Annotated in this window: 17 protein-coding genes; 5 read left to right on the forward strand and 12 right to left on the reverse strand. The window is 69.6% G+C overall.

Features of this window, described 5'->3' with window-relative positions:
* The first annotated feature begins 249 nt into the window (after nt 1-249).
* Nucleotides 250-3,711, forward strand: a complete 3,462-nt coding sequence (locus ABZT93_RS22535) for a DNRLRE domain-containing protein (RefSeq protein ID WP_356107070.1) — start codon at nt 250-252, stop codon at nt 3,709-3,711.
* Nucleotides 3,712-4,190: 479 nt separating this feature from the next.
* On the opposite strand, the gene ABZT93_RS22540 is transcribed toward ABZT93_RS22535, so the two are convergent.
* The 5 genes from ABZT93_RS22540 to ABZT93_RS22560 form a co-directional block, all read right to left on the reverse strand.
* On the reverse strand, nt 4,191-4,529 hold the full coding sequence (locus ABZT93_RS22540) for an XRE family transcriptional regulator (RefSeq protein WP_079662454.1): 339 nt from the start codon (nt 4,527-4,529) through the stop codon (nt 4,191-4,193).
* Complete coding sequence (locus tag ABZT93_RS22545) at nt 4,526-4,675, reverse strand: hypothetical protein (protein WP_322726200.1); 150 nt, start codon at nt 4,673-4,675, stop codon at nt 4,526-4,528. Before ABZT93_RS22545 ends, ABZT93_RS22540 begins: the two co-directional genes overlap by 4 nt.
* Nucleotides 4,676-4,903: 228 nt before the next feature.
* Nucleotides 4,904-6,217 carry a replication-associated recombination protein A gene (locus ABZT93_RS22550; protein WP_356107073.1) on the reverse strand — a complete coding sequence of 438 codons (1,314 nt, stop codon included), beginning with the start codon at nt 6,215-6,217 and terminating at the stop codon, nt 4,904-4,906.
* Nucleotides 6,218-6,337: 120 nt separating this feature from the next.
* Nucleotides 6,338-6,706, reverse strand: a complete 369-nt coding sequence (locus ABZT93_RS22555; protein ID WP_356107076.1) for an MmcQ/YjbR family DNA-binding protein — start codon at nt 6,704-6,706, stop codon at nt 6,338-6,340.
* A complete protein-coding gene (locus tag ABZT93_RS22560) occupies nt 6,703-7,098 on the reverse strand; it encodes an MmcQ/YjbR family DNA-binding protein (RefSeq protein ID WP_356107078.1) in 396 nt (131 codons plus the stop codon). The genes ABZT93_RS22555 and ABZT93_RS22560 overlap by 4 nt, the downstream gene beginning before the upstream one ends.
* A 236-nt stretch (nt 7,099-7,334) precedes the next feature.
* Between ABZT93_RS22560 and ABZT93_RS22565 the strand changes: the two genes are divergently transcribed.
* Nucleotides 7,335-8,165, forward strand: coding sequence for an AraC family transcriptional regulator (locus ABZT93_RS22565; RefSeq protein WP_356107080.1), 831 nt, complete (start codon nt 7,335-7,337; stop codon nt 8,163-8,165).
* Nucleotides 8,166-8,241: 76 nt separating this feature from the next.
* Here the strand turns inward: ABZT93_RS22565 and ABZT93_RS22570 are convergent, their stop codons facing one another.
* The 4 genes from ABZT93_RS22570 to ABZT93_RS22585 form a co-directional block, all read right to left on the reverse strand.
* The gene (locus tag ABZT93_RS22570; RefSeq protein WP_356107081.1) at nt 8,242-9,237 is read right to left on the reverse strand and encodes an alpha/beta hydrolase; all 996 of its coding nucleotides are present in this window, start codon (nt 9,235-9,237) and stop codon (nt 8,242-8,244) included.
* 133 nt (nt 9,238-9,370) lie between these two features.
* On the reverse strand, nt 9,371-10,393 hold the full coding sequence (locus ABZT93_RS22575; RefSeq protein ID WP_356107083.1) for a zinc-binding dehydrogenase: 1,023 nt from the start codon (nt 10,391-10,393) through the stop codon (nt 9,371-9,373).
* 62 nt (nt 10,394-10,455) lie between these two features.
* Complete coding sequence (locus ABZT93_RS22580; RefSeq protein WP_356107085.1) at nt 10,456-11,892, reverse strand: carboxylesterase family protein; 1,437 nt, start codon at nt 11,890-11,892, stop codon at nt 10,456-10,458.
* 1,400 nt (nt 11,893-13,292) lie between these two features.
* Entirely contained in the window at nt 13,293-14,537 is a 1,245-nt protein-coding gene (locus tag ABZT93_RS22585) for an MFS transporter (RefSeq protein WP_356107087.1), read from the reverse strand.
* Between the two features lie 196 nt (nt 14,538-14,733).
* On the opposite strand from ABZT93_RS22585, the gene ABZT93_RS22590 reads away from it, so the two are divergent.
* The gene (locus ABZT93_RS22590) at nt 14,734-15,810 is read left to right on the forward strand and encodes an AraC family transcriptional regulator ligand-binding domain-containing protein (protein WP_356107089.1); all 1,077 of its coding nucleotides are present in this window, start codon (nt 14,734-14,736) and stop codon (nt 15,808-15,810) included.
* 20 nt (nt 15,811-15,830) lie between these two features.
* On the opposite strand, the gene ABZT93_RS22595 is transcribed toward ABZT93_RS22590, so the two are convergent.
* The 3 genes from ABZT93_RS22595 to ABZT93_RS22605 are packed head-to-tail and all read right to left on the reverse strand — an operon-like array spanning nt 15,831 to nt 19,461.
* Entirely contained in the window at nt 15,831-17,243 is a 1,413-nt protein-coding gene (locus tag ABZT93_RS22595; protein WP_356107091.1) for an aldehyde dehydrogenase family protein, read from the reverse strand.
* Complete coding sequence (locus ABZT93_RS22600; protein ID WP_356107093.1) at nt 17,240-18,118, reverse strand: SDR family oxidoreductase; 879 nt, start codon at nt 18,116-18,118, stop codon at nt 17,240-17,242. Before ABZT93_RS22600 ends, ABZT93_RS22595 begins: the two co-directional genes overlap by 4 nt.
* Nucleotides 18,115-19,461 carry an NAD(P)/FAD-dependent oxidoreductase gene (locus ABZT93_RS22605; protein ID WP_356107095.1) on the reverse strand — a complete coding sequence of 449 codons (1,347 nt, stop codon included), beginning with the start codon at nt 19,459-19,461 and terminating at the stop codon, nt 18,115-18,117. Before ABZT93_RS22605 ends, ABZT93_RS22600 begins: the two co-directional genes overlap by 4 nt.
* Before the next feature lie 196 nt (nt 19,462-19,657).
* Between ABZT93_RS22605 and ABZT93_RS22610 the strand changes: the two genes are divergently transcribed.
* The gene (locus tag ABZT93_RS22610; protein ID WP_356107097.1) at nt 19,658-20,281 is read left to right on the forward strand and encodes a TetR/AcrR family transcriptional regulator; all 624 of its coding nucleotides are present in this window, start codon (nt 19,658-19,660) and stop codon (nt 20,279-20,281) included.
* An 812-nt stretch (nt 20,282-21,093) separates the two neighbouring features.
* The gene (locus ABZT93_RS22615; RefSeq protein WP_356107099.1) at nt 21,094-23,301 is read left to right on the forward strand and encodes an MMPL family transporter; all 2,208 of its coding nucleotides are present in this window, start codon (nt 21,094-21,096) and stop codon (nt 23,299-23,301) included.
* The last annotated feature ends 616 nt before the right edge of the window (nt 23,302-23,917 follow it).

A 23,917-nucleotide genomic window follows, 5' to 3' on the forward strand; every position in this document is an offset into this window, starting at 1 on the left:
GGATTGCCCGCAGGTGAAGCCACTTCAAGATCGGCCAGATTCTGTGTGCATGTCATGAAGAAATCCAGAGTTCCCTGTGATCGTGTGGCGATGATCACGTCATGTACCGGTCAAAAGAATCCCAATCGGGGCGCTCCGACGCCTCGGGAGCCCTGCCGCAGCGGACATCCCAAGCCACGGGCGTGACGGGGGCCTTCACATAGGTCATGATCTGCTCCCGTTGCCCTAGGGGGGAAGGAAAACTCACTCATGACCAGCAAGTGGCGGCGCCTGCGCGCCCGCCGGGCCGCGGCGGCCGGGGTCGTGGCCCTGGCCACGGTCTGCGGCCTGACGTACGCCGGGCTGACCGGCACCGGCGGAGACCGGCACCCCGGCACCGACCGCCCCGCCCGCGCGGCCGCACCGGTCACCGAGGCCGAGGCCGTGTCGCGTGCGGCGCGGTCCGGCAAGCCGGTCGAGGTGACGGCACTGCGCACGGCGTACGAGACGACCTGGGCGCGGCCCGACGGGCTACTGCAACGGCGCGTGCACGCCACACCGGTCCGCGCCAAGGCCAACGGCCGCTGGCAGCCGATCGACGCGACGCTGGTCCGCACCGGACATGGCTGGTCGCCGCGCGCCACCAACGTCGGTCTCACTTTCTCGGCGGGCTCCCGCGCCGCGTCCGCGCGTGCCGACCGCGGGGCCGGGGTGCGCAGGATCTCGCTGGTCACCGCGGCCGCCGGTACCGGTACCGCTTTGGTGACGCTCACCACCGGCGGGCACACCGTCCAGCTGACCTGGCCGGGCACCATCCCGACGCCGGTGATCGACGGCTCGCGCGCGCTGTACCCGGAGATCATCCCCGGCGCCGACCTGGTGTTGACCGCGGACGACGAGGGCTTCGCCCAGTTGCTCGTGGTCAAGACCCGGCAGGCGGCGGCCGATCCACGGGTGGCTCAGTTGAGCTACGGTTTGACCTCCCCCGACCTGACCTTCAGCCTGGACCCCACGACCGGCATCGTCAGCGGCCGGGACGCCGACGGCGAGGAGGCGGCGATCTCACCGACGCCGCTGATGTGGGACAGCTCCGGGACTCCCGCTCTGACCGACGGGCAGGTGGGCAGCAGCGCGTCGCCGACCGCCGCCGAGAGCCTGTCCGGCGACGCCAGTGCCGCCCCGGACGACTCGGAGTCGGCCACCGCTTCCCCCGAGCCCAGTGACTCCGTCGACGACAGCGACGACGGCGACGTCGACGACGAGGTGCTGCCCGACGCGACCGACGAGGCTCCAGACCCCTCGGGCGCGGAGAGCGAGAGCGCCGCACCGTCCGTTCCCGCCGAGCCCTCGCCCGAGCCGACCCACACAGGGACGGCCGCCACCCTGGACCTGCCCTCGCTGGCCGGCCCGCAGCCCGACTCCCGCGGCACCCTGGTGACGGCCGACCTCGACGGCTCCACCTGGTCCCTGACCCCGGACCAGGACTTCCTGACCGACCCCGACACGGTCTACCCGGTCTTCATCGACCCGTCCGTCAGCAAGCACACCAATGACTGGACGACCGCCTACAGTCGCCACCCCAACGCGAACTTCTACAACGGGCGCAACTTCAACAAGGGCACCCATGAAGCGCGCGTGGGCTTCGAGTCGGACACCTGGGGGACCTCGCGGTCGTTCTTCAGCATCGACTGGAACCCGGACCTCAAGGGCGCCACCGTCATCAGCGCCAAGCTGCACGCGCTGGAGACCTACTCGTGGTCGTGCAGCGCCCGCACCATGAACGTGTATCTGACCGGGGCGATCAGCAACAAGACGACCTGGCGCAACGCCCCGAAGATGACGGCGGGCAACAAGCTCGCGAGCAGGAGCTTCGCGCACGGCTACCGGTCCTCGAACTGCCCGGACGACTACGAGGCGTTCGACGTCAAGCCGGCCGCCCAGAAGGCCATCGCGCACGGCTGGGACACCCTCACCGTTGGCTTCCGGGCCGGTGACGAGGACTCGGCGTACTCGTGGAAGAAGTTCCAGGCGGACGGCGGCAACGACCCGTACGTCGACCTGGTCTACAACCGCCCGCCGGCCGCCCCCTCGCACCTGGACCTCGACCCCGACCTGTCCTGCGACACCACCTCGCCCTACGTCAACGTCGGTGCCTCCTCGATCACCTTCTGGGCGAACAGCAGCGACAAGGACGCCAACCTGGACTCGCTGCGCTTCGAGCTGTGGCCGACCGGCGGCAGCGGAAACCTGCTGGGCGCCAAGTCCAAGGTCACGGTCGGCAGTCAGACCGGCTCGGCCCGCGTGCACACCGACCCGTTCTCCACCAGCGGTCTGAAGAACGGCGTCAAATACTCCTGGCGGGTCAAGGCGGTGGACAAGCGCGGGACGTCCTCAAGCTACTCGCCGTCGAAGACACCGTGCCGGTTCGTCTTCGACAGTTCCCGGCCCACCCCGCCCGTGGTCACCTCCACGACGTTCCCAGACGCCGACGCGAAGGACGACGGCTTCGGGAACTCCGACGAGGACTCCACCTGGTCCACTGTCAAGTTCGGCACGGCGGGCTCGTTCAGCTTGAAGGCCTCACAGACCGACGTGGTCAAGTACGAGTACGGCTACAACTCCGCTTCGTACACCGGCTCCGTATCACGGACGAACGGCGCCGCCACCTCAACCCTGACCACCTACTCCGGCGCGAAGCCGCCGCTCGCCGGGCCGAACGTGCTCTACGTCCGGGCCGTGGACGACGCCGGGAACGTGTCGGACCCCCGGAAGTACTTCTTCTACGTCACCCCGCGCGACACGGCCGACACACCGGGAGACTTCACCGGCGACGGCTTCCCCGACCTCATGGTCGTGGACGCCAACGGCAACCTGCGGATGTACCCGGACAGGGGCACTGTCGACGGGTCCAAGGGCACCGGTGCGCTCGGCTACTCCATGTCCGGCGCCTACCAGGAGAACAGCGACAAGGACCCGAACGGCGACGACCTGCCCCTCTACTCCCGCCCGGCCTCCGGCTACTGGAAAAACACCCTCCTCGCCCACCTCGGCGACGTCTACGGCGGTGACGGCCTGCAGGACCTGATCGCGGTGCGCGCGGGCAAGCTGTGGGTGTACCCGGGCGACGGCTACGGTGCCGTCGACATCGGCAAGCGGCACGAGATCCTGCTGCCGGCCGGTGCACCGGATCCCTCGACGATCACCCAGATCGTCTCCGCCGGCGACGCCACGGGCGACGGCAAGCCCGACTTCTTCCTCACGGTCGGCGACGCGTTGTGGGCATTGATCGGGTACAACGGTGCCACCGTGGACGAGGCCCGGCGACTGTCCGCGTCGGCCTGGACGGAGCGTGACCTCGTCACCGCCCAGGACATCTCCGGCGACGGCGTCACCGACTTCGTCTACCGCTCGGAAGCCAGCGGACGGCTGCTGCTGCGCAAGGGCATCAAGGACACCGCGACCGGCGGGGTCGACATCGGTTCTCTCGGCTCTGCGGCCGCCTCCTCCGGAGGCACGGACACCGAGTACGGCGCCTCCGGCTGGAGTAGCTCCAGCATCCGGCTGCTCTTCGGCACTCCGGACGCCAATGGGGACGGCATTCCCGACATCTGGACACTCAGGGTCGATGGCACCGTGCGCTTCTACCCAGGCAGCCGCACGGTCCTCGGCGGCTCCGGTACGGAGATCATCGGCAACGGCATCGGCTGGAAGAACAAGTTGGCGATCGGCTGACACATCGCCAGGTACCGCATACGACGCCGACGCGCACGGAACTCCCCGTGCACGTCGGCGTCGAGCGTGGGTGGCTATTCCATCGCTGGCCCCTGGCTCGGCCCCTGAGGCAGGCCGGGCCCCCGCAAGACTCCACGAAACCAGCGGAGCTACCCGCAAGACACGGCAAATCGCAGCTCAGAAGGTTATGAGTCCCAGGTCAGACATGCTGATCAGCGTCAGTCCCATGAGGTGCTTGTCGATGTGTCCCTGTCCTTGTGGCCCCTCAATGGCCCCTGCGCGTCTTTGAGGGGTGCTTACAACCGCAGTAGTCCTCGTCCGCCCGGCTCAGCCAAGAACATGCAACCTTCGCACAGCGGATTCCCTTACCGACGCGACGATGCTCCACCCCTGAGCCCGGCGGGCATCGTCCCTGACGCCAAGAGGCGAGCTCATCCACCGGACTGCGCATGAACCTGGGTCGCAACTTGCCGATCGGATCAGCCGAGGACGTACGTCTCATCACCGAAGTCAGCGACGATCTTCAGCTTGCCGCCGAGCGCCTTGACGTACGCGGCGAGGGTGTCGACCTCGCTGCGCTCCAACTGACCCTTCTCGATGCGCGAGACGCGGGCCTGGGTGACACCCATGGCTTCGGCGACCTGCACCTGTGTGGTGTGCTGCCGCTTCCGCAACTCGGCGAGGCGGTGCACACGGGAGGCCAGGACCATCGCCTGCGCCCCCTTCTGGATCTGGTCCTTTTCGGCATCGGTGAAGGCGAAATCCTCGGCCAGGTCTCCCCAGGAGACGGCCTGCGGGTCCTTGAGGTGATCAGTCATCGTGCCCCGTCCTCTCCATCGATTCGCTTCAGATGCTCCGCGTATGCCTGCTCCGCCTGGGGCACCGCGACGCGGTACCAGCCGGACCAGTTGCCGGCCTTGTCGCCGCCGACAAGGATCACGGCCTGGCGGTCCGGGTCGAACACGAACAGCAACCGCACTTCCGTGGCCCTGCCGAGCCGGGGCGGAGCTCCTTGAGGTTCGACAGCACCGAGCCCTTGATCGTGTCCACCAGAGGCCGGCCCAGCGCGGGACTTTCCTCCTGAAGGGCAGTGACAGCCTGGCTGACCTGAATCAGGGTGTCGCGGTCAGTACGGCGGGCAGTGCCGCAGTCCGACGCGAGGGCCTCGCGGAGACATCGCGGGCGCGGCCGGTCAGCCGCGTTGCCGGCGGGCGCGCAGGGCGTTCCAGTGGCGTAGCCGTTCGCTGATCTGGGCTTCGTAGCCGTTGCGGGTGGGCTGGTAGTACGTCTCGCGGTCCATGTCGTTGGGGAAGTAGTCGTCACCGGAGAAGCCGTCGGCTGTGTCCGGGTCGTACTGGTAGTCCCTGCCGTAGCCGAGGTCTTTCATCAGCCGGGTCGGGGCGTTGAGGATGTGGGCGGGTGGCATGAGTGAACCGGTGTGCCGGGCTGATCGGTGTGCGGCGCTGAAGCCGCGGTAGACGGCGATGGACTTGGGGGCGGTGGCGAGGTAGACGACGGCCTGGGCGATCGCCAACTCACCCTCGGGGGAGCCGAGTCGCTCGTACACGTCCCAGGCGGCGAGGGCCTGCTGGACGGCGTGCGGGTCGGCCATGCCGATGTCCTCGTTCGCGAAGCGGACCAGGCGGCGGGCTACGAACAGCGGGTCCTCGCCGCCGTCGAGCATGCGGGCGAGCCAGTACAGGGCCGCGTCCGGGTCGGAGCCGCGCATCGACTTGTGCAGCGCGGAGATCAGGTTGTAGTGGCCCTCCTGCGCCTTGTCGTACAGCGGGGCGCGCTGCTGGATGTGATGGGCGAGCCCGGCGGGGTCCAGGGTGGTTTCGGTGTCCGGGAGGGCTTGGAGCTGTTCGGCCATGTTGAGGAGGTAGCGGCCGTCGCCGTCGGCCATGGCGATCAGTGCGCGGCGGGCGTCGTCGTCCAGGGGCAGATGGTGGCCGGTGAGGTCCTCGGCGCGGTCGAGGAGCGTGGACAGTGCGGCTTCGTCGAGGCGTTTGAGGACGAGGACCTGGGTGCGGGAGAGGAGGGCTCCGTTGAGTTCGAAGCTCGGGTTCTCCGTGGTGGCGCCGATCAGGGTGACGGTGCCGTCCTCGACGTAGGGCAGGAAGCTGTCCTGCTGGGCGCGGTTGAAGCGGTGGATCTCGTCGACGAACAGCAGGGTGCCCTGGCCGATGCCGCGTCGGCTTCGTGCGGCGGCGAAGACCTTGCGCAGATCGGCGACGCCGGAGAAGGTGGCCGACACTGGCTCGAAGGCCAGGTTGCCGGCGTCCGCGAGCAGCCGGGCGATGGTGGTCTTCCCGACGCCGGGCGGGCCCCACAGGATGGCGGAGCCGAGGCGCTGCTGGGCGACCATGCGGCCGAGCGGGGCGTCCGGGGCAAGGAGGTGGTCCTGCCCGACGACATCTTCCAGCTGGGTGGGGCGCAGGCGGTCGGCGAGGGGCCGGGAGGGCTCCTCGTCGAAGAGCGGCAGGGTCACTTCGGTCGGTTCCATCGGTCTCTCGGGTCGCAGGCGGACGTGTGCGGACAGGTGCGTACGTGTGCGGACATGACGAGCCTTGCACGGGGCACTGACAGGCGTCGGCTCAGCCGCTAGTGGGGACGGTCGCGGCGTTCATCGGGCGCCGGGGCGGTCGCGTCGCGGCAGCCGCTCGACGGCCAGGTGGTAGGAGTCCTCGACCACGTCGGTGACCAGCCGCTCGGTGATGCCGGGTCCCGGCCCCAGTGAGATCCAGTGCCGTTTGTCGAGATAGCGGCCCGGTGTGATCGATGCGTGGCCGCGCTCCAGTGCCCGCGCGTGCTCGGGTTCGCACTTGACCGTGATGATCTGTTCGTCCGGGTCGTCGGTGACGATCAGGAACACCTTGCCCACGACCTTGTACACGTCGAGTCCGGGGGTGAAGGGGTAGCCGTGGCTGACGTCGGGAAGGGCCAGAGCCACCTGTCGGGCGGTGTCCTGGAGCCGGTCGCCGGCCGCGCTCACCGGGCCGCCCGCGTGCCGGTGCCGTAGGTGTGCGGGTCGACGGGCTGCTCGGCCTTGGGCAGGTGGGCGACGACGAGCCGGTAGGAGTCGGTGACGAGCTCCCTGACGAGCTCTTTGTCGACGCCTTCTCCGCTCTCCAGGGTGATCCAGTGCTTCTTGTTCATGTGATAGCCGGGGGTGATGTGGCTGTACTGCTCCCGCAGCGCCTGAGCCTCACCGGGATCCGCCTTGAGGATCACCACGGGCCGCCCGGGGACGTCGGTCATCAGCATGAACACCTTGCCGCGCACCTTGAAGACCTCCCAATCAGGACCGAAGGGGTGTTCCAGCTGAGCTCCGGGGAGCTCCTCCGCGCAGTCGGCGGCGATCTTGTGCAGGGCCGGTCCGTTCATGGGCGTTCCCTTCCTCAAGTGGTAACGGACTGTGGCATCGAAAGACGTGGAGGGCGCGCCGCGCGGGCGCGGCGGCACGTCCCATCCTTCCGCCGCAGCCGACTGGAAGGGCGGTAGGCTGCGGACACGTGATGGTCGAAAGGCGACACCCTGACCCGAGCGGAAGCGCGGCCGGTCCGGCTGCGGTACCGCTGTACGGTTTCCAGCCCCCGGTCGGTACTCCCTACGGCCTTGAAGTGAGCACCGTCGAGGACTTCTTCACCCACCACGACGACTGGCCGTGGAACCCACCCCGGCCGGGCCGCGCCACCTTCCACTACCTCATCGCCGTCACTGAAGGTGAGCTGCGGCACGACGTCGACCACGTCACGCGGACCGTCGCCCCCGGCCAGTGGCTGTGGGTGCGTCCCGGGCACGCGCAGTGCTGGCATCCGCCCGGCGCGGCCCGCGGCACGTTCATCCTCTTCGAACCGGACGTGCTGCGGCCCGACCTCGCCCGCCTCCTGGCCCCGCTCACCGCGCACGAGGCCCCTGCCGTGCTCAGCCCGCACCCCGACGACACCGCCTGGCTCCAGCAGACGGCACTCCAACTCCTGGACGAACACCGCGCACTGGGGCGCCGCCCCCTCGACATCCACCACGCCCTGCGCCGCAGCCTGCTCGAATCGCTGCTCCTTCGCCTGGCCAACTCCCCAGGCATCGCCCTCGACGGCACGGCCGCGGCCGGCACCGGCCGCGCCGACAGATACGGACGCTTCCTCGACGCCCTGGAGCTGCACTTTCGCGAACTGCACCACGCCGCGGACTACGCCGAACTGCTCGGCTGCTCGGTCCGCACCCTCAGCCGCACCGCCCGGGACGCCACCGGCAAGCCAGTACGCGAACTCATCGACGACCGGCGCCTCCTGGAAGCCCGGCGCCTGCTGGAAGCTGCCCGGTGGGACGCCCGGACGGTGGCCGTCCACCTCGGCTTCACCGACCCCGCGAACTTCGGCCGCTTCTTCCGCGACCGCACCGGCCTCACCCCGGCCGCCTACGCGGCCCGCGAAGCGAGGACCCACGCGTGACGGAAACGCGGTGAACGCCGGGCTTGCCCGTCAGGAGGCAATGGCTGTCTTCGCAGTCTGCGCGTTGTCGCACCGCTCACCTGTCAAGGGCCCGCCGGATGAACTCCTCACGGGTCGCGCTGGAAGCGCGCGACACAGCCGCATGATCCACCGTCATGTCGAACCCGTGGAAGCCCCCGCCCCACATGTGCAGATCGACGCTCACTCCCGCCTCGGACAGGCGGCCGGCGTAGCTCAGGATCTCGTCGCGGAACCCCTCGGCCGAGCCGGTGTCGATGTAGGTGCGCGGCAGCCGGCTGAGGTCCTCGGCGCGGGCCGGCGCGGCGTACTGCGACACGTCCGGGCCGCCGCGCCGCTCGCCCAGAACAGAGGTCCACGCGTACAGGTTGCTGTGGCGGTCCCATACGCCTTCGCGATCCACCATGCGACTGCTGTGCGTCGCGAAGCGGTCGTCGAGCATGGGGCAGATCAGAATTTGGTGGCTGAGCGGGGGAAAGGCGCGGTCGCGGGCGAGCAGCGCGGTCCCCGCCGCGAGGCCGCCGCCGCCACTGACTCCGGTGATCATGAGTCGCTCGGGGTCGATGCCGAGTTCGGCCGCATTCTTCGCCATCCACACCAGGCCCGCGTAGCAGTCCTCGACCGGCGCGGGATCGGGGTGATCCGGCGCCAGTCGGTACTCGACCGACACGACGACCGCACTCCCCTCGATCACATGCGGGAGGAGATGACTCACGTGGTCGCGGCGGCCCCCCATGATCATCCCGCCGCCGTGGAGGCTGAGGATGCCTCCCTTGGGGCCTCGGTCCTCGACGGGGCTGAGGATCAGCACAGTGATGTCCGGCGCGCCTTCCGTCCCCGGTACCTGGCGCTCGTCCACCCGCACTCTGCCGCCCGCCGTCAGAGCCTCCGAATCCAACCCGGGGGAACCCTGGGCGATCTGCCGTCGGATCTCTGGCAGGGTCTCGTCCGACAGGGCAGGAAAGACGGCTCCCCGCGCCTCCTCGACGGGCGCGAGTTCCGGGTCCAACGGGGGCCGGATGGTCAAGGCATCAAAGGGGTCTGCCGCTGTCATCTGTTCTCCTTCGGCAACGACGGGGGGCGGCGGCGCTCACCGCCGGGTTGAGGTACTCACGGCGCACGATGTGTGGGTGCGAGTCGATCGACTCGCTGTGTCCGATGACCTTGTCGCGTCCCGCGATCAGTTCTCAGTCGTCGAGGACGACGACGTGCTTGCCCGGCGTGGTGCCGGACTCAAGGTCAGCCTGGGCGTCACGGACCTGTTCCAGGCCGTGGTAGACCTTCGCGACCGGGACCTTGAGGCGTCCTTCGGCGATGGTCTGGAGCTGGTGGGCGAGGACGTCGGCCGGGAGGTCGGCGGCCTCGCCCGCGTAGCTGGTCAGCCGCACCCCGCCCGGGATCATGAACGGGCTGAAGTCGGGGATCGTCCACTGGCCCGCCAGGGCTCCGGTGAAGCAGACCGTGCCGCGCCGGCGGACGGTGCGGAGGGTGTCGGCCAGGGCCGAGCAGCCCACCAGCTCCAGTGCGGCGTCGACGCCGTCCGGCATCAGCTCGCGCACCTGGTCGGCGAGGGTTCCGTTGTCGACGAGGGGATGGTCGACGCCCGCGGCCCGCAGTTCCCCTGCCCTCTCCGCGCTGCGGGTGGTGGACAGCACAGTGGCTCCGAGGTCCTTCGCGATCGTGGCCGCGCTCAGCCCGACCGTTGAGGTGCCGCCGCGGATCAGCAGCGTATGCCCGGCCCTGAGATCCAGGCCGGTGGTCAGCGATCCGTATGCGGTCTGGAACATCTCCGGCAGCGCACCGACGACCTCCCACGGCAGGGTGGTCTCGAACGGGATGACCTGCGCCGCGGGGACGGTCACGTACTGGGCGTACGCGCCGTCGTACGAGCGACCCATGCCGCCCATCATCGTGGCCACCTGCTGTCCTGGCTTCAGCGAACTGTTCTCGTCGGCCTCATCGACGATGCCGACACCCTCGATGCCGGGGATGCGCGGGTAGGTGACCTCCGCGTCCGACTCTCCCTTGCGGGTGCTGACTTCGGATTCATTGACGCCGAATGCCTTCACCCTGATCCGCACCCAGCCGGACTTGCGTACGGGCACCGGGACGTCCTTGATCTCCAGTGCGTCAAGGCCGCCGGGCCGGGTGACGACGACGGCCCGCATCGTCGCCGGTACGGCGTCGCCGGCTGCTGTCGGTTGACTCATACCGAGTTCCTCACTCCGTTTCGCCCCCTTGGTGCGCTATTCCGAATGGCTCCCGACAGCCGTCAGGGACGGTCGATGCCCTCCCACAGGCCGAGGGCCTGCTGGTAGTGGGCGGTGGCCTCGAAGGGCGGGTTGCCGACGCTTCCCGAGGTGGGTTTGTCCGTGACAGCGGGCCACAGACGCGACTGCTCACCGGTGGCGAAGTCGAGCACGATGTCGCGGATCCGCGTGTCACGCTCGGCCTGTTCAACGCTGCGGCCCGGTTGCTCCTGGCCGACCAGGGCGTACATCTCGGTGCCGTGCACGGCGGGTGCGCCCTCGGCGGGCCCGATCATCAGGAGATGGGCGTTGCCGCCCGCGGCGGCGTGCGCCAGGGCGCCGCGGGCGGCCGGGAGTGCGAAGAGGTAGTCCGCCATGACCGCGGCGCGGACCTCGGCCGGGGTACGGCCGCCCTGGTCGTAGGCGTCGACGATCTTCTGCGCGCGGGAGCGGGAAATACGCCACCCCGCGACCTCGTCGACAATGCGGTCGATGGTGTGCGGGTCGAACCGGTCGAGGTCGTTCGCCACCCACCACCCCATGTCGTCGCTCGCCATGCTCAGCAGCACGTCGACATCGCGGTGCGCGCCCGAGGCGAGGACGTCCATGGGATGGGCGTGCACCACCGCGCCCGGCTGCCCGATGTCCAGGACCACGCCGGTCGCCTTGTTGTCCACTCCGCCGCGGACTCCGAGGTCCGTCGGGGCAACCCTGCGCAGGGCGTCCCTCAGGGAGACCGCGTCGAGGTCGAGCAGCTTCTCCGGGTTGTCCGCTACGCCGAGTTCGGTGACGAACAGGTGCGCGAGCTCCTCGGCCCACCAGGCCGGGACGCTACGAGCGGGCCCGCCGGAGAACCCGGCCAGTCGCCGGTACAGGCCGTCGGCGGAGGAGGCGCCGAGCAGACCGAAGGTGGAGTAGGCGCCGGCGCTGTGGCCGTAGACCGTGACCTGGTCGGGGTCGCCGCCGAAGTGGGCGATGTTCCGCTTGACCCAGGTGAGCGCGGCGATGATGTCCTGGAGGAAAAGGTTGCTGGCCTCGGCGAGCCGTCCGCCGTACTGCGAGAGCGAGAGCGCGCCCAGGGCGCCGAGCCGGTAGTTGACCGACACGCTCACCACGCGCCCCGACGCGGCGAGACCGGAGGCATTGGAGGTGATCTGGGTGTTCGCGCCGTACTCGAATCCGCCGCCGTGGACGTACACGGTCACCGGGAGCGCCTTGTCGGCCGGCTGCTCAGGGGCCCACACGTTCAGGTTCAGGCAGTCCTCGCCCATCCCGCTGTCCGCTTCGAGCCAGTCGCCACTCTCGGGCTGGACAGAGACGACGCCCTTGCGGTCATAGAGCCGGTCCGGAGCGAAGTCCGCGACCACGGGGCGGCGATACCGCTCGGCGGTGGCGTAGGGGATCCCCCACCAGGACCGCACCCCTGGTGCAGTCGGAGCCTTGGGCGCGGTCGTAGTCATGGCGTGAGATTCCTTCCGGAGCGTTTCGGGTGTTTTGCGCGGCGTGTCGGCAGCTGATCGCTCGCGGTGGCGCCCCCAAGCATTCCCTGGACTCCGGTAAATCGCCGGGCGGACAGCGGTCACCTGATGGTCATCAGACGACACCTGTCTGCTCGTCCTCTTCTCCTGGCCCGTCGCCAAGCAGGCGAGGGCGACTGAGACCCTGCCGTCAGCGGGTCCCCTGACTCGACACGCCGACTTGCCCAGGTAAGCCGGTGCGGCTCGCGGGCCCGAGCGTGCCCGCTGATCATGCTGCTGCATCGGACGGTGATCTTCCCGGCCTCGCCCAGGGATGCGAGTCGGCTACAGAAGGCGACGGGTGTGGTGTGACATGACAGGGGAGGGCTTCGTTGATCTTCTGAGGTTCGTTCTCGGGGGCCGTACCTGCCCTAGAAACAGTGCAGGGTCGGCCGTCACACCGGCCTGACGGCCGAACCGCAGGGCTCTACCCAAGAGGGGCGAGTAACCCGTCCGGGCGGTTTCCTCTTGGGGCAGTTTCCCCACCCCTGGAGGTCATCGCAGATGGAGCACAGCGAGGGCGACAGTGTCTGCACAGCGCGATGGCGGCCCTGCCGCACAACCGGCTAATGGGACAACGAATCGCCCCGTAGACACCGTCGACTGGACACGACCGCGCCGTCCCGGCCCCTGTACGGCCCCTGGGGCTTGGCATCGCCCCTCAGAGCAGTGGCCCGAACGACGATCGGTAACCGCGAGCACCTACTCCGCCGCAGGTCAGAGGGGTTGGAACTCCCCCGACCTCCGCCGGACTCCAAACCCACGAGCAGCGGATTCAGTCCGTTCAGGCGAAGTTGACGATCCGACAGGACGGACAAATGAACGTTTCCGCAGGTCAGAGGCGTGCGCAGGTGGGGCGGGTGGGACTCGAACCCACGGCCGACGGATTATGAGTCCATTGGGGATCTTGGCGGCCCTTGCCGGTCAGTGCCGATTCACGCCGTTCTTGCAGGTCAGATGTGCTGATCCGTGTCAGCCCTTTGCAGTGCTTGTCGATGCGTTCCTGTCCTTGTGGCCCCTCAATGGCCCCTGGAGGTCGACGAGTTGGACGCTTACCACAGCAGCAGCCGCGTCCGCCCAGTTCAGCCAGGGGGATAGAACCCTCGCACAGCGGATTTCCCTTCCAACGCGCAGAGGCTCCGCCCCGATACTCAGGGGCGCCTCCGCACCCCTCCGGTCGAGTCAGGAAGTGGATGCCCTGGTCGGCAGTCATCGTCCGGCGTCTGGAGTATCGCCTGCGGGGCGCTTGACATGTGCAGGGGTCGATTTGAGGGCGGGCTCGGTGCCAGTGTCCGGCTGGGGGCTCGGGGCGTCCTCGACGGCGACGCCCCGGCATCGATCGCTCAGCCGAGCAGTCGAGGATCTGCCCGGTCGAGAGGAGGGACCCTTTCCGTGCGGGTCGGGCTCGAAGGCTGGGTGAAGTGGCGGGCGGCGGCCAGGAGAAGAACGGCCAGTGCGGCCGGTAGCGCGTAGGCGACACGGAAGTGGCCGGTGGAGCCGAGGAGTCCGCCCACGGCGCCGCCGGTGACGACCCCGACGTAGTTGAAGAGGTTCAGGCGTGCCAGGACCGCCTCCGAGGCCGTTGGACGCAGTCGCGCGGCGGAAGCCAGGCACAGCGGAGCCAGCACGGACGCCCCCAGGCCCACCGCACCTGCCGCGAGAACGGCGAACGGCCAGCCCGGCGCGGCAGCCAGAGCTGCCAGGGCGCCGGCGGCCAGCAGGGCCGCGGTGCGCACGACGGTGACCGTTCCGAGCTTCTGTACGAGCCGATCGGTGCCGGCTCGGCCGATGACCGTGCCTGCCTGATAGGCCGCGTACGCCAGCGGTGCGACGGTGAGGGACGCGGCGAGCGTCTGCCGCAGGTAGACCGCCGACCAGGCCGAGACGGAGGATTCGATCACGTAGGCGACCAGGAGAACCAGGCCGAACGGGATGAGCCGGACCCACACGCGGTGTCCGAGCGGGGTCTGCGCGACGGCGGCCTGGGACCCCTCGGGGGCAGGCAGGTCGTGTGTGCGCATGCACACGGCGAGGAGCAGGACGCTGCCTGCCTGCAGGGTCAGGCCGCCGGCCACGGGCCACTCCAGCCGAGCTGCCCCGGCGGTGAGCAGCGCCGCGACCACGCCGCCCATGCTCCATGCCGTGTAGAACGAGCCGAAAACACTGTGGCCGTAGGCGCGTTCGATCTCGGCGGCCCGGGTGTTGACGCCTACGTCGAGGGCGCCGACAGCGAGCCCGAAGAGGAGGTACGCGCAGGTGACGGTGGTCCGGCCGGGGGCCCAGCCGATCAGCACCAGCGCGGCCACGGCCGCCAGCACGGCCCCGCGCATCGCGGCGACGGGACCGGCACGGCGGATCGCGGCGAGGCCCAGGAAGCTGCCGCCCCCTGCCGCCAGCGCCACAGCGACCGTCAAGGCGGTCGTCAGGAGAGGAGCCAGCTTCAGGTGTTCGGTGACGGCCGGGACAGTCGTGTACACGGCGGCGACGCAGGCGCCCTGTGCGGCGAACGCGACGGTCGCGACCCGCCGGGCACCGATCTTGGAGACTGGGACTCCGGCCCCTGCCCGAAGGGTTGCATTAGAGGACATGGTGCTTTCACACCTTCATTTCCTGTGTGCGTGAGGAGGGCCGACGAGTCAGCGCGGTACGGATTCCGGAAACCGTAGTCAGGCGTGGCAGGCGGGCGCACGGACGCCAGGGGCCGTACAGGGGACTTGGGAGGCCAGGCCCGCGACCGGTGGTGCCCGGCTGCCTACAGTGGTCGTCGAGGAGAAGGTGAGTGCGATGTCCCTTGCCCCCGACCCGACGAATCCCCCGGGGACCAGCCGCAGCACATCGGCGACGATCCAGCCGAACATCCTGCGCTGTCTGGTCACGGTCGCCGACGAGCGCGGCATCGATCTGCGGCCCCTGCTGAAGCAGGTCGGGCTGGACGAGACGGTCATGCGTTCCGCCGCGCTGAGGGTGTCGTACCGGCAGGGCAGCGCGGTGATCCGGCGTGCTCTCGAGCTCACCCGGGATGAGCGCCTGGGGCTGAGGGTCGGAGCGGCACAGCATCTGACCGCGTGGGGGCTGCTCGGCTTCGCCCTGATGGCCGATGACACCCTGCGACACGCCATCGAGACGGGAGTGAAGTACCAGAACCTGTCCGGGGCGATGGTCGTGTGGTCGGCTGCCACGAGCGAGGCGGAGGGCGAGGCCTTCGTGCTGCGTGCCGACCTCCCCGATCCGGCCATGGACCCGGCCGTGGCGTCCTTCCTGAGCGAGGAGGCGTTCGCCTCCGTGGTCACCCTGTCGCGGCTGGCCGTCGACCCGGCATTCGCGCCACGGGCAGTGGAGTTCTCCTTTCCGCCACCTCACCGACTCGACCTGTACGACGCCCTGTTCCGCTGTCCGGTCCGATTCGGCGCCCCCACGAACCGGATGCTCATCGACGCCACGTGGGCCCGTACCCGGATGCCCGGCCGGGATCCGGTGGCCTACGCATCGACACTGGAGATGCTCGACGCGCAGATGGCTTCCCGCCGCGACCAGCAGGACCTGCTGGAGGTGTTGGAGATCTCCGTCGCGCAGAACCTGCCGGTGATCCCCTCCTTCGCTGAACAGGCACGGCGGCACGCGACGAGCGAACGGACGCTGCGCCGCCGACTGGCCGACTGCGGCACGACGTACGAGGCACTCGTCGAGGGAGTACGCCGGGAACGCGTAGAACAGCTGCTGCTCCGGCCGGAACTGACGCTGCGTGATATCGCCCGCCGGGCTGGATTCTCCGACGAGCGCGCGCTGCGCCGCGCGGTACGCCGCTGGCACGGTACCTCCCCGGTCCACCTGCGGGAGCAGATGCGTAGGGATCGCTCCTAGGACAGGGCCCGGGTCCGAGGTCAGTGTGTGCGGATCCAGACCGTCTTCTCCCGGGTCCACTGGTCGAAGGCGTTGGTGGACTTCTCCACGCCGCCGAATCCGGACTGCTTCCAGCCGCCGAAGGGCGTGGTGATGTCGCCCTCGCTGTAGGCGTTCACGGAGATCACTCCGGCCTCGATGCCGCGTGCCAGCCGCAGCGCGGTGTCGAGGTCGCGGGTCCAGACCGAGGCGGCGAGCCCGTACTCAGTGGTGTTAGCCATCCGCACCGCCTCGTCTTCTGTGGTGAAGGTCTGGACGGTGACGACGGGCCCGAACAGCTCCTTGGTGAGAACGTCGCTGCCGTCGGGGGCGCGGGTGATCACGGTGGGCGGGTAGTAGGCGCCGTGTGGAGGCAGACCGTGGGGCAGTCCCCCGGTGTGGACCTCGGCTCCGCCGGCCCGGGCGGCCTCCACGGCTCCCGCGACCCGGTCGAAGGCGGCACGGTCGATGAGGGGCCCCACCTGCGTGCGCGAGTCGGACGGGTCACCGATGACGAGTTCCCTGGCCGCGGCCGTGAACCGCTCCAGGACCTCCTCGGCGATACTGCGGTGGACCAGGACGCGGGAGCCGGCCGTGCAGTTCTGCCCCGTCGTCAGGAACGCGGCCTCGATCATGTTGTCGATCAGCTCGTCCCCGTAGGCGAGCGCGTCGGCCATCAGCACCTGAGGGCTCTTGCCGCCCATCTCGAGTGAGACACCCTTGAAGTTGCTCTCGGCGGCGGCCATGAGGATGCGGCGGCCGGTCGCCGTGGACCCGGTGAAGGAGAGCGCCCCCACGAGGGGGCCACGGGCGAGGGCCGCCCCGGCTTCGGAACCGTACCCGGGCAGGACGGTGAGCACCCCGTCGGGCAGGCCGGCCTCGGCGGCGAGCGTGGCCAGGTGCAGGGCCGAACGCGGGGTTGCCTCGGCCGGCTTGACCAGCAGACAGTTGCCCGCGGCCAGGGCGGGTCCGACCTTCCACGCGGTCATGGCCAGCGGGTAGTTCCACGGCAGGATCGCCGCGACCACGCCGACCGGCTCGCGGCTCACGAGGCCCAGCCCGTGGAGCCCGCTCGGCGCGATCCGGCCGAAGAGCTTGTCGGCCGCCTCGGCGAACCAGCGGATCGACTCGAACGCGCCCGGCACGTCGCCCGTACGGCACTCCGTGATCGGCTTGCCCGCGTCCTCGCTGTCCAGCCGGGCGAGGATCTCGGCGTCGCGTTCCATCAGGTCGGCCAGCCGCAGCAGCACCGCGGCGCGCTTCCGGACCGGCAGCCGCGACCATACTCCGGCGGTGAAGACCTGCCGGGCCCGCTCGGCGGCCTTGGCGATGTCGTCGGCACTCGCGGCGGGCAGGGTGCTGATCGGCTCCCCGGTGGCGGGGTTGACGACATGCAGCGTCTGGTGCGTGCTCATGCTTCCTCCACCAGCTCCCAGCGGCCGTCGGTCTGGCGGGCCAGCCCGCGGCTGCGCAGGTCTTCCAGATAGCGGGCCATGCCGCGATCACCGCGCTTGCGGAACAGCGGGAAGATCCTGGGCAGCAGGTTCGGTGCGAGCATCGCGAACCGCACCAGACGAGATTCACCGGTCCGGGGGTAGGCCTCCAGGCGGGGTTTGTCCAGCAGACTCACCACGGCCGCGACGACGTCGGCGGGCCGCTGGGGCCGGTCCTGGAACTGCATGGAGTTTCCGCCGTCCACGGCCTCCTGACGCAGCATCCGGGTGTCGGTAGCCGACGGCAGCACCGAGCCGGCCAGGATTCCCTTGCTCCGCAGGTCGAGGCCGATAGCGAGCATCGCGCCGCGCAGCCCGAACTTGGAAGCCGTGTAGATCGGGGTCTCGCCCAGGGGGAAGATCCCGGCGAGGGAGACGGTGGTGACCACTCGGGCGTCCCGGGAAGCCATGAGAAGTGGAATGGCGATCCTGGTGGCAATCAGCGGGGACGTCAGGTTGAGGGTGATCTCCCGCTCGATGCTCTCGACGCTCCGCACGTCGAAGCGTTCCGCGCTGGTCATGCCGACGTTGTTGACGAGCACGTCGAGGCGGCCGTAGGTATCGGCGACCAGGTCGAAGAGGCGCTCCATCTTGGCGCGGTCCATCAGATCGCAGCCGATGCCCGTGTGCCCGGCACCGGGCAGGTCGGCGGCAACCTTCTCGGCCCGGGCCTGGTCGATGTCGACGACGACGCAGCGGGCGCCGCCGGAGGCGAAGCGGTGGCACAGCGCACTGCCGATACCGCCCGCGCCGCCGGTCACCAGCATGACCTTGTCGGTGAAGTCGAACCTGCTCATACCGTGGCCTCCGCGCGTCGCGGGGACCGTACCTGCGGCGGCCGGCCCTCGGTCCGCCAGCCCATCTCGCGCGCGACCTTGCCCAGGTACTTCACGAAGGCCCCGCTGTCGACGTAACCGGTGTGGCGGGGCGACTCGACGAACTTCAGCCCGCCGGTCAGGTCCGGTCGGTCGGCACGGATCCTCTGGGTGAACCGCTCGGCGTTCGGCTGCCGGTGCCGCGCATCGTGGAGGTAGCCGGCGACCAACTGCGCCTGGCTGTCGAAGAGCTGGTACGCGCCGGAGTTGGTCTCGATGAAGCCGACGCCGAACAGGCCCTGGTGCTCGCGCGAGAACGACGACAGGTAGAGGTCGGGATGCTGCTCGTCGCCGAAGTACTGCTGCGCTACCGGCACTTTGTGGACGTAGCCCGTGGCCAGCAGGATGAGATCGAAGTCCTCGCTCGTGCCGTCGGTGAAATGCACGGTCCTGCCCTCGGTGCGGGCGATCCCGGGCCTGGCGGTGATGTCACCGTGCTGGAGGTGGTGGATCAGCATCGAGTTGATGGCCGGGTGGGTCTCGAACAGCTTGTGGTCCGGCTTCGGCAGCCCCAGCCGCGTCGGATCGCCGTTGATGATCCGCAGTACGGCACCGAAGACGCGCTGCGCCAGCCACATCGGCAGATGCGGCCCGTTGTTGGCGATGGTGTCCACCGGCCGGCCGAACAGGTGCTTGGGGATGAACCAGTACCCGCGCCGCATGCTGATCACCGCGTGGTCCGCCGTCCGGGCGGCGTCGCACGCGATGTCGCACCCGGAGTTCCCCGCCCCCACGACCAGAACCCGCTTGCCCCGCAGCTCCTGCGCGCTGCGGTAACCGACGGTGTGCCGGACCTCCCCGCTGAACTCCCCCGGAAGTTCAGGGATGTTGGGGTGCCACTGCGAGCCCGTGCACACGACGACCTGTCCGTGCACGCTTGCCCGCCCGTCGGCCCGGGTGACCGTCCAGGTGCCGTCCACGTTCTTCTCGACGTCGGCGACCTCGACTCCGAACTCGATCCGGTCCGTCAGCCCGTAGGCATCGGCAAAGGACCGCAGGTACGACAGGATCTGCCGGTGCGGCGGATAGTCCGCGAAGTCCTCGGGCATCGGGAATCCGCCGAACCCCGACAGGGTCCTGCTGGAGATGAAATGGGCCGACTCGTACATCGGGCTGCCGGGATTGTCGATGTCCCAGATACCGCCGGGCCCGGTGTGCCGCTCAAGATGTGTGTACGGCAGATTCCGCTCCGCCAGAGCCCGCGCGACCGCCAGTCCGGCGGGTCCCGCCCCGATCACACACGTATCAAACTGGTTTTCCTTCACGAGCCTGCCTCCTCGTTCCTCCCGCTTCCAGGAGCGGGTGTTGGAGGCAACGTATTAACCCGCCGTTCAGCGCGAACTGACCCACGCGGCCACAGACCGGACCTCAGCGGCCGTGCACCGGTGGCGTCGTGAGTCAGCATGGCGCCTGACTTGTTCGATCGACTTGTTCACAGGACTTGGTCGCTATGATGCGGTTATGGCTCACGTTCCCGCGGCCGAGCGCCGTCCTCAGCTGATCAAAGCGGCGATCACCTTCATGACCAGGGAAGGGGTCGCGGCCGGAAGCACTCGTGCCATCGCCGCCGAGCTGGGAGTGGCTCAAGCCACGGTGCACTACACCTTCGGCACGAAGGAAGGGCTGTACCGCGCCGTCATGGAGCAGCTCACGCAGGATCTGATCGCCCAGGTCGAGGCGGCCGCTCCGGCCGACGCCGGATTCGAGGAGACGGCCGGCGCGTTGGCCGCCGCTCTGTGGCGAACGGTGCGTGAGCAGCCCGCCAGCCATCAGCTCCTCTCGGAGCTGACCATGTACGCACTGCGGACCCCCGCTCTGAGCGAGGCCCTCGACAGCCACTGCCGGGGGGTGACCGAGGTGACGGCGCGGCTGGTGACCGAGGCGGCCGAGCGCACCGGACAGCAGTTGGCCCAGCCCGCGGAAACGATCGCCCGGTTCTTCCTCGCCGGGTTCGACGGGCTCACGATGCAGCGCCTCTCGCATCCCGACGAGGAGGCCGAGCACACCTGCCTCCAGGTCTTCGTGTCCGCCGTGGTGGCCATGGCCGGCGGTCGGTTGGAGCTGGTGTCCGTACCGGCGAGCTGACAGCCGCCGGACGCATGCCCATCCGGCGCCCTTCTCGGTGTGAACGGCGGCGGAGAACGCCCCCTGAGGCGCCGCGTCGACGGATGGCGGCGCCGGCCCATGACCGCTCCTTCCCCCAGCTCCGGCGCATGAGCTCGGTGGTGGCATGCTCGGCGGATCCGGACCGGGCCGCCCTGCTTGGCGCGTCGAGGGGCCGTAGGCGCGCTCTCCCACGCCCCGGGTGACGGAGCGCGGCACCACAACGCGTCGCTCGCTCGTCCTGAGCGGCAGCGCCGGCGATCTCTGCCTTGCACAGCGAGGTCTCACAGGTCAGGCCATCCGGATCACGAGTGTTCGGGGCCCGCCACGACGGCGCCAGGGGCCACGTCGCCAGCCGTCTGTCCGATGCGGCGCTGGGTGATGTCCATCTACGGCAGCGCCGGCAGGTCGGGGGCGTACGCCCGGAGAACCACCTGACCTTGCCGTCACGCACGGAAACCCAATCGCCGGCCAAGCCACCAACCCGGTCACAGGTCTCCGGGACGACCCCGAACCTGCCACTGCCTCGACGAGTCCCAGCGCCCGTTCGCGGCTTACGTGCCGCGTGCACGGTCCCCCTGACTCACAGCCGGCTCACGTCGAGCGTGACACACGCAACAGTCGAGCGACTCGATCGCTCGACTTGAGCAAGTGATAAAGTCGGTCTATCGAACGGGGTGCCCGTCTCGGCAGTTGCCCGTCGCCTGGCCGCATTCCCGACCGGTGCGCCCTCCGCTTCCCCGCCCCTGTCCGCGCTCGGACCTGCGGGATCCCACCGTCCTAGGGAGTTCGTCATGGCCGTCCTGCTCCACCGGCTGGGCCACCGCGCCTACCGGCACCGCCAGCTGGTCCTGGGCCTGTGGCTCTTCGTCCTGGCCGCGCTCATCACCTGCGTCAGCCTCTTCAGCAGCAAGCTCGACGACCGCTTCTCGGTGCCCGGCACCGAGTCGCAGCGTGCGCTGGACAGCCTCAGCAAAACCCTTCCGGAAGCCTCGGGAGCCAGCGCCCAGATCGTCTTCACCGTCCCCAAGGGCCACCAGGTCACCGAGGCGCCCTACACCGCGGCGATCGCCCGGACCATCACGGCGGCCGAGAAGGCTCCCCAGGTCAGCGAGGTCGTCGAGCCCCGCGCCTCGGGAGCCGTCTCGGCGGACCGGACGACGGCGATCGTCCAGGTCCAGTACCCGGTACAGAACGCGCAGGTCCGCACCTCATCCATCGACGCGATCGAGAACGCGGCCAAGGCAGCCGAGCAGGACGGGCTGAAGACCTCGGTCGGCGGTTCCGTCTACAGCAGCAAGGGCGTCCACGTCGGCCCGTCGGAGATCATCGGCGTGGCCGTGGCCCTGCTCGTCCTCGTCGTCACGTTCGGTTCACTGCTGACCGCCGGCATGGCACTGCTACCCGCGCTGATCGGCGTGGCCGTCGGCCTGGCCGGGCTGCTCGCTCTGGCACCGGCGGTCAGTATCTCCTCGACGGCCGTCACGCTCGCCCTCATGCTGGGCCTGGCCGTCGGCATCGACTACGTCCTGTTCATCCTCTCGCGCCACCGTCAGCAACTCGCCCGCGGAACCGACCCCAAGGAATCCATCGCGCTGGCCACCGGCACGGCCGGCAGCGCCGTCGTCTTCGCCGGCACCACCGTGATCATCGCGCTCGCCGCCCTGAGTGTCATCGGCATCCCGTTCCTGACCACGATGGGTCTCGGGGCCGCCGGAGCCGTACTCATCGCCGTACTGGCCGCGATCACGCTCGTCCCCGCCATCGCGGGTTTCGCCGGCTCCCGGCTCACTCCCAAACCCGGCAGCCGAGCCGCCCGGCGGGCCGCCGACACCGACGGGCCCACCGGCCGCGCCACCATGGGCACCCGCTGGACCAAGTGGGTCATCGCCAAGCCGCTGCTGACGGTGCTGGCTGTGGCCGGCATCCTGGTGACCCTTGCCCTGCCCGCCCCAGACCTGCGCCTCGCTCTTCCCGACAACGGCTCCGCCCCGCACGCCTCCACCGAGCGCAAGGCCTACGACACGATCAGCGACAAGTTCGGCGACGGCTTCAACGGCCCGCTCCTCGTGCTGACCGAGACCAAGAACGGTACGGCTTCCACCAGTTCGCAGGCCGGTGCCCAGGTGGCCCGGAAGCTGCAGACCCTCAAGGACGTCAAGGCCGTCCTGCCGCCCCAGCCCACCAGCGACCCGGCGCAGAGCGTCATCACCGTCCTGCCCACGTCCGGTCCGGACAGCGCCCGCACCGGCCAACTCGTCCGCGACATCCGTGCAACGAGCGCCGACCTCCGTGCCACCACCGGCGCCTCCATCGCGGTCACCGGCACCACCGCGGTCAACATCGACGTCTCCAACCGGCTCAGCGACTCCCTCCTCCCCTTCGTCGCCATCGTCGTCGGCCTCAGCCTGATCCTGCTGATGATCGTGTTCCGTTCGCTGGTCATCCCTGTCAAGGCCGCCGTCGGCTTCCTGCTCTCGGTGGGCGCCTCGCTCGGGCTGGTCGTCGCCGTCTTCCAGTGGGGCTGGCTGTCCGACGTCCTCGGTGTGCCGCACAGCGGCCCCGTCGTCAGCTTCCTGCCGATCATCCTGATCGGCGTGCTGTTCGGACTGGCCATGGACTACGAGGTGTTCCTCGTCTCCGGCATGCGCGAGGAATGGGCCCACACCGGCCGGGCACGGCAGTCGGTCATCGACGGTGCGCGCCACAGCGTCCGGGTCGTCACCGCGGCCGCACTGATCATGTTCACCGTCTTCGCCGGGTTCTTCCCGCTGGACGACTCCCTGATCAAACCCATCGCGTTCGCCCTGGCCGTCGGCGTGGCCATCGACGCCTTCGCCGTCCGGATGACGCTCGTACCCGCGGTGCTCGCCCTCGCCGGGCGGGGCGCCTGGTGGCTGCCGGCATGGCTGGACCGGATACTGCCCGATCTCGACGTCGAGGGCACCAGCCTTCAGAAGACGGCGCCGGCGGACCGCAAGGAACCCCAACCCGTCTCCTGAGTCCATCCGGTGGGCTCGCGGCGCCGACCGCATCGTGAGCCCCCCGGGAGGATTTCGCCGGCGCGCCGGCACCGATCCGCCGTCGCGGTGCCGGCGGGAACGTGCGTCAGGCCCCACCCGAACAGGACGTAGCCGATGAACATCGGCACCAGGGCCATGCAGACGCCGACCGCCGCGTTGGACCACGAGCGGATGAGCGGGGCACCCGCAGGGCCGTTTCCTCTTCGGGCGGTTCCCCAGCGCGCGGACCGCGAACCGGACAGACATACCGGTATCCGCGCCGCCCTCGCTGCCGGCCCGGTAGTCGACTGGCCGCGCTGCGGATGGCAGCCCATGCCGCGCACTCGGCAAATGGGACAACGAATCGGCCCGCAGAAACCGTCGGCCTGGACACGGCTGCGTCGTCCCGGCCCCTGTATGGCCCCTGGGTTTCGTCGTCGACCTCAAGGCAGCCGCCCGGACCGCGAGCGACAACCTTGAATGCCTGCTCCACCGCAGGTCAGAGGGGTTCGGACTCCCCCGAATGCCGCCGGACTCCCAACCCACGAGCAGCGGATTCAGTCCGTTCAGGCAAAGTCGACGATCCGCCACCCAAAAATGAACGTTTCCGCAGGTC

It is taken from the genome of Streptomyces sp. NPDC005303, from assembly GCF_040607335.1.
Lineage (GTDB): Bacteria > Actinomycetota > Actinomycetes > Streptomycetales > Streptomycetaceae > Streptomyces.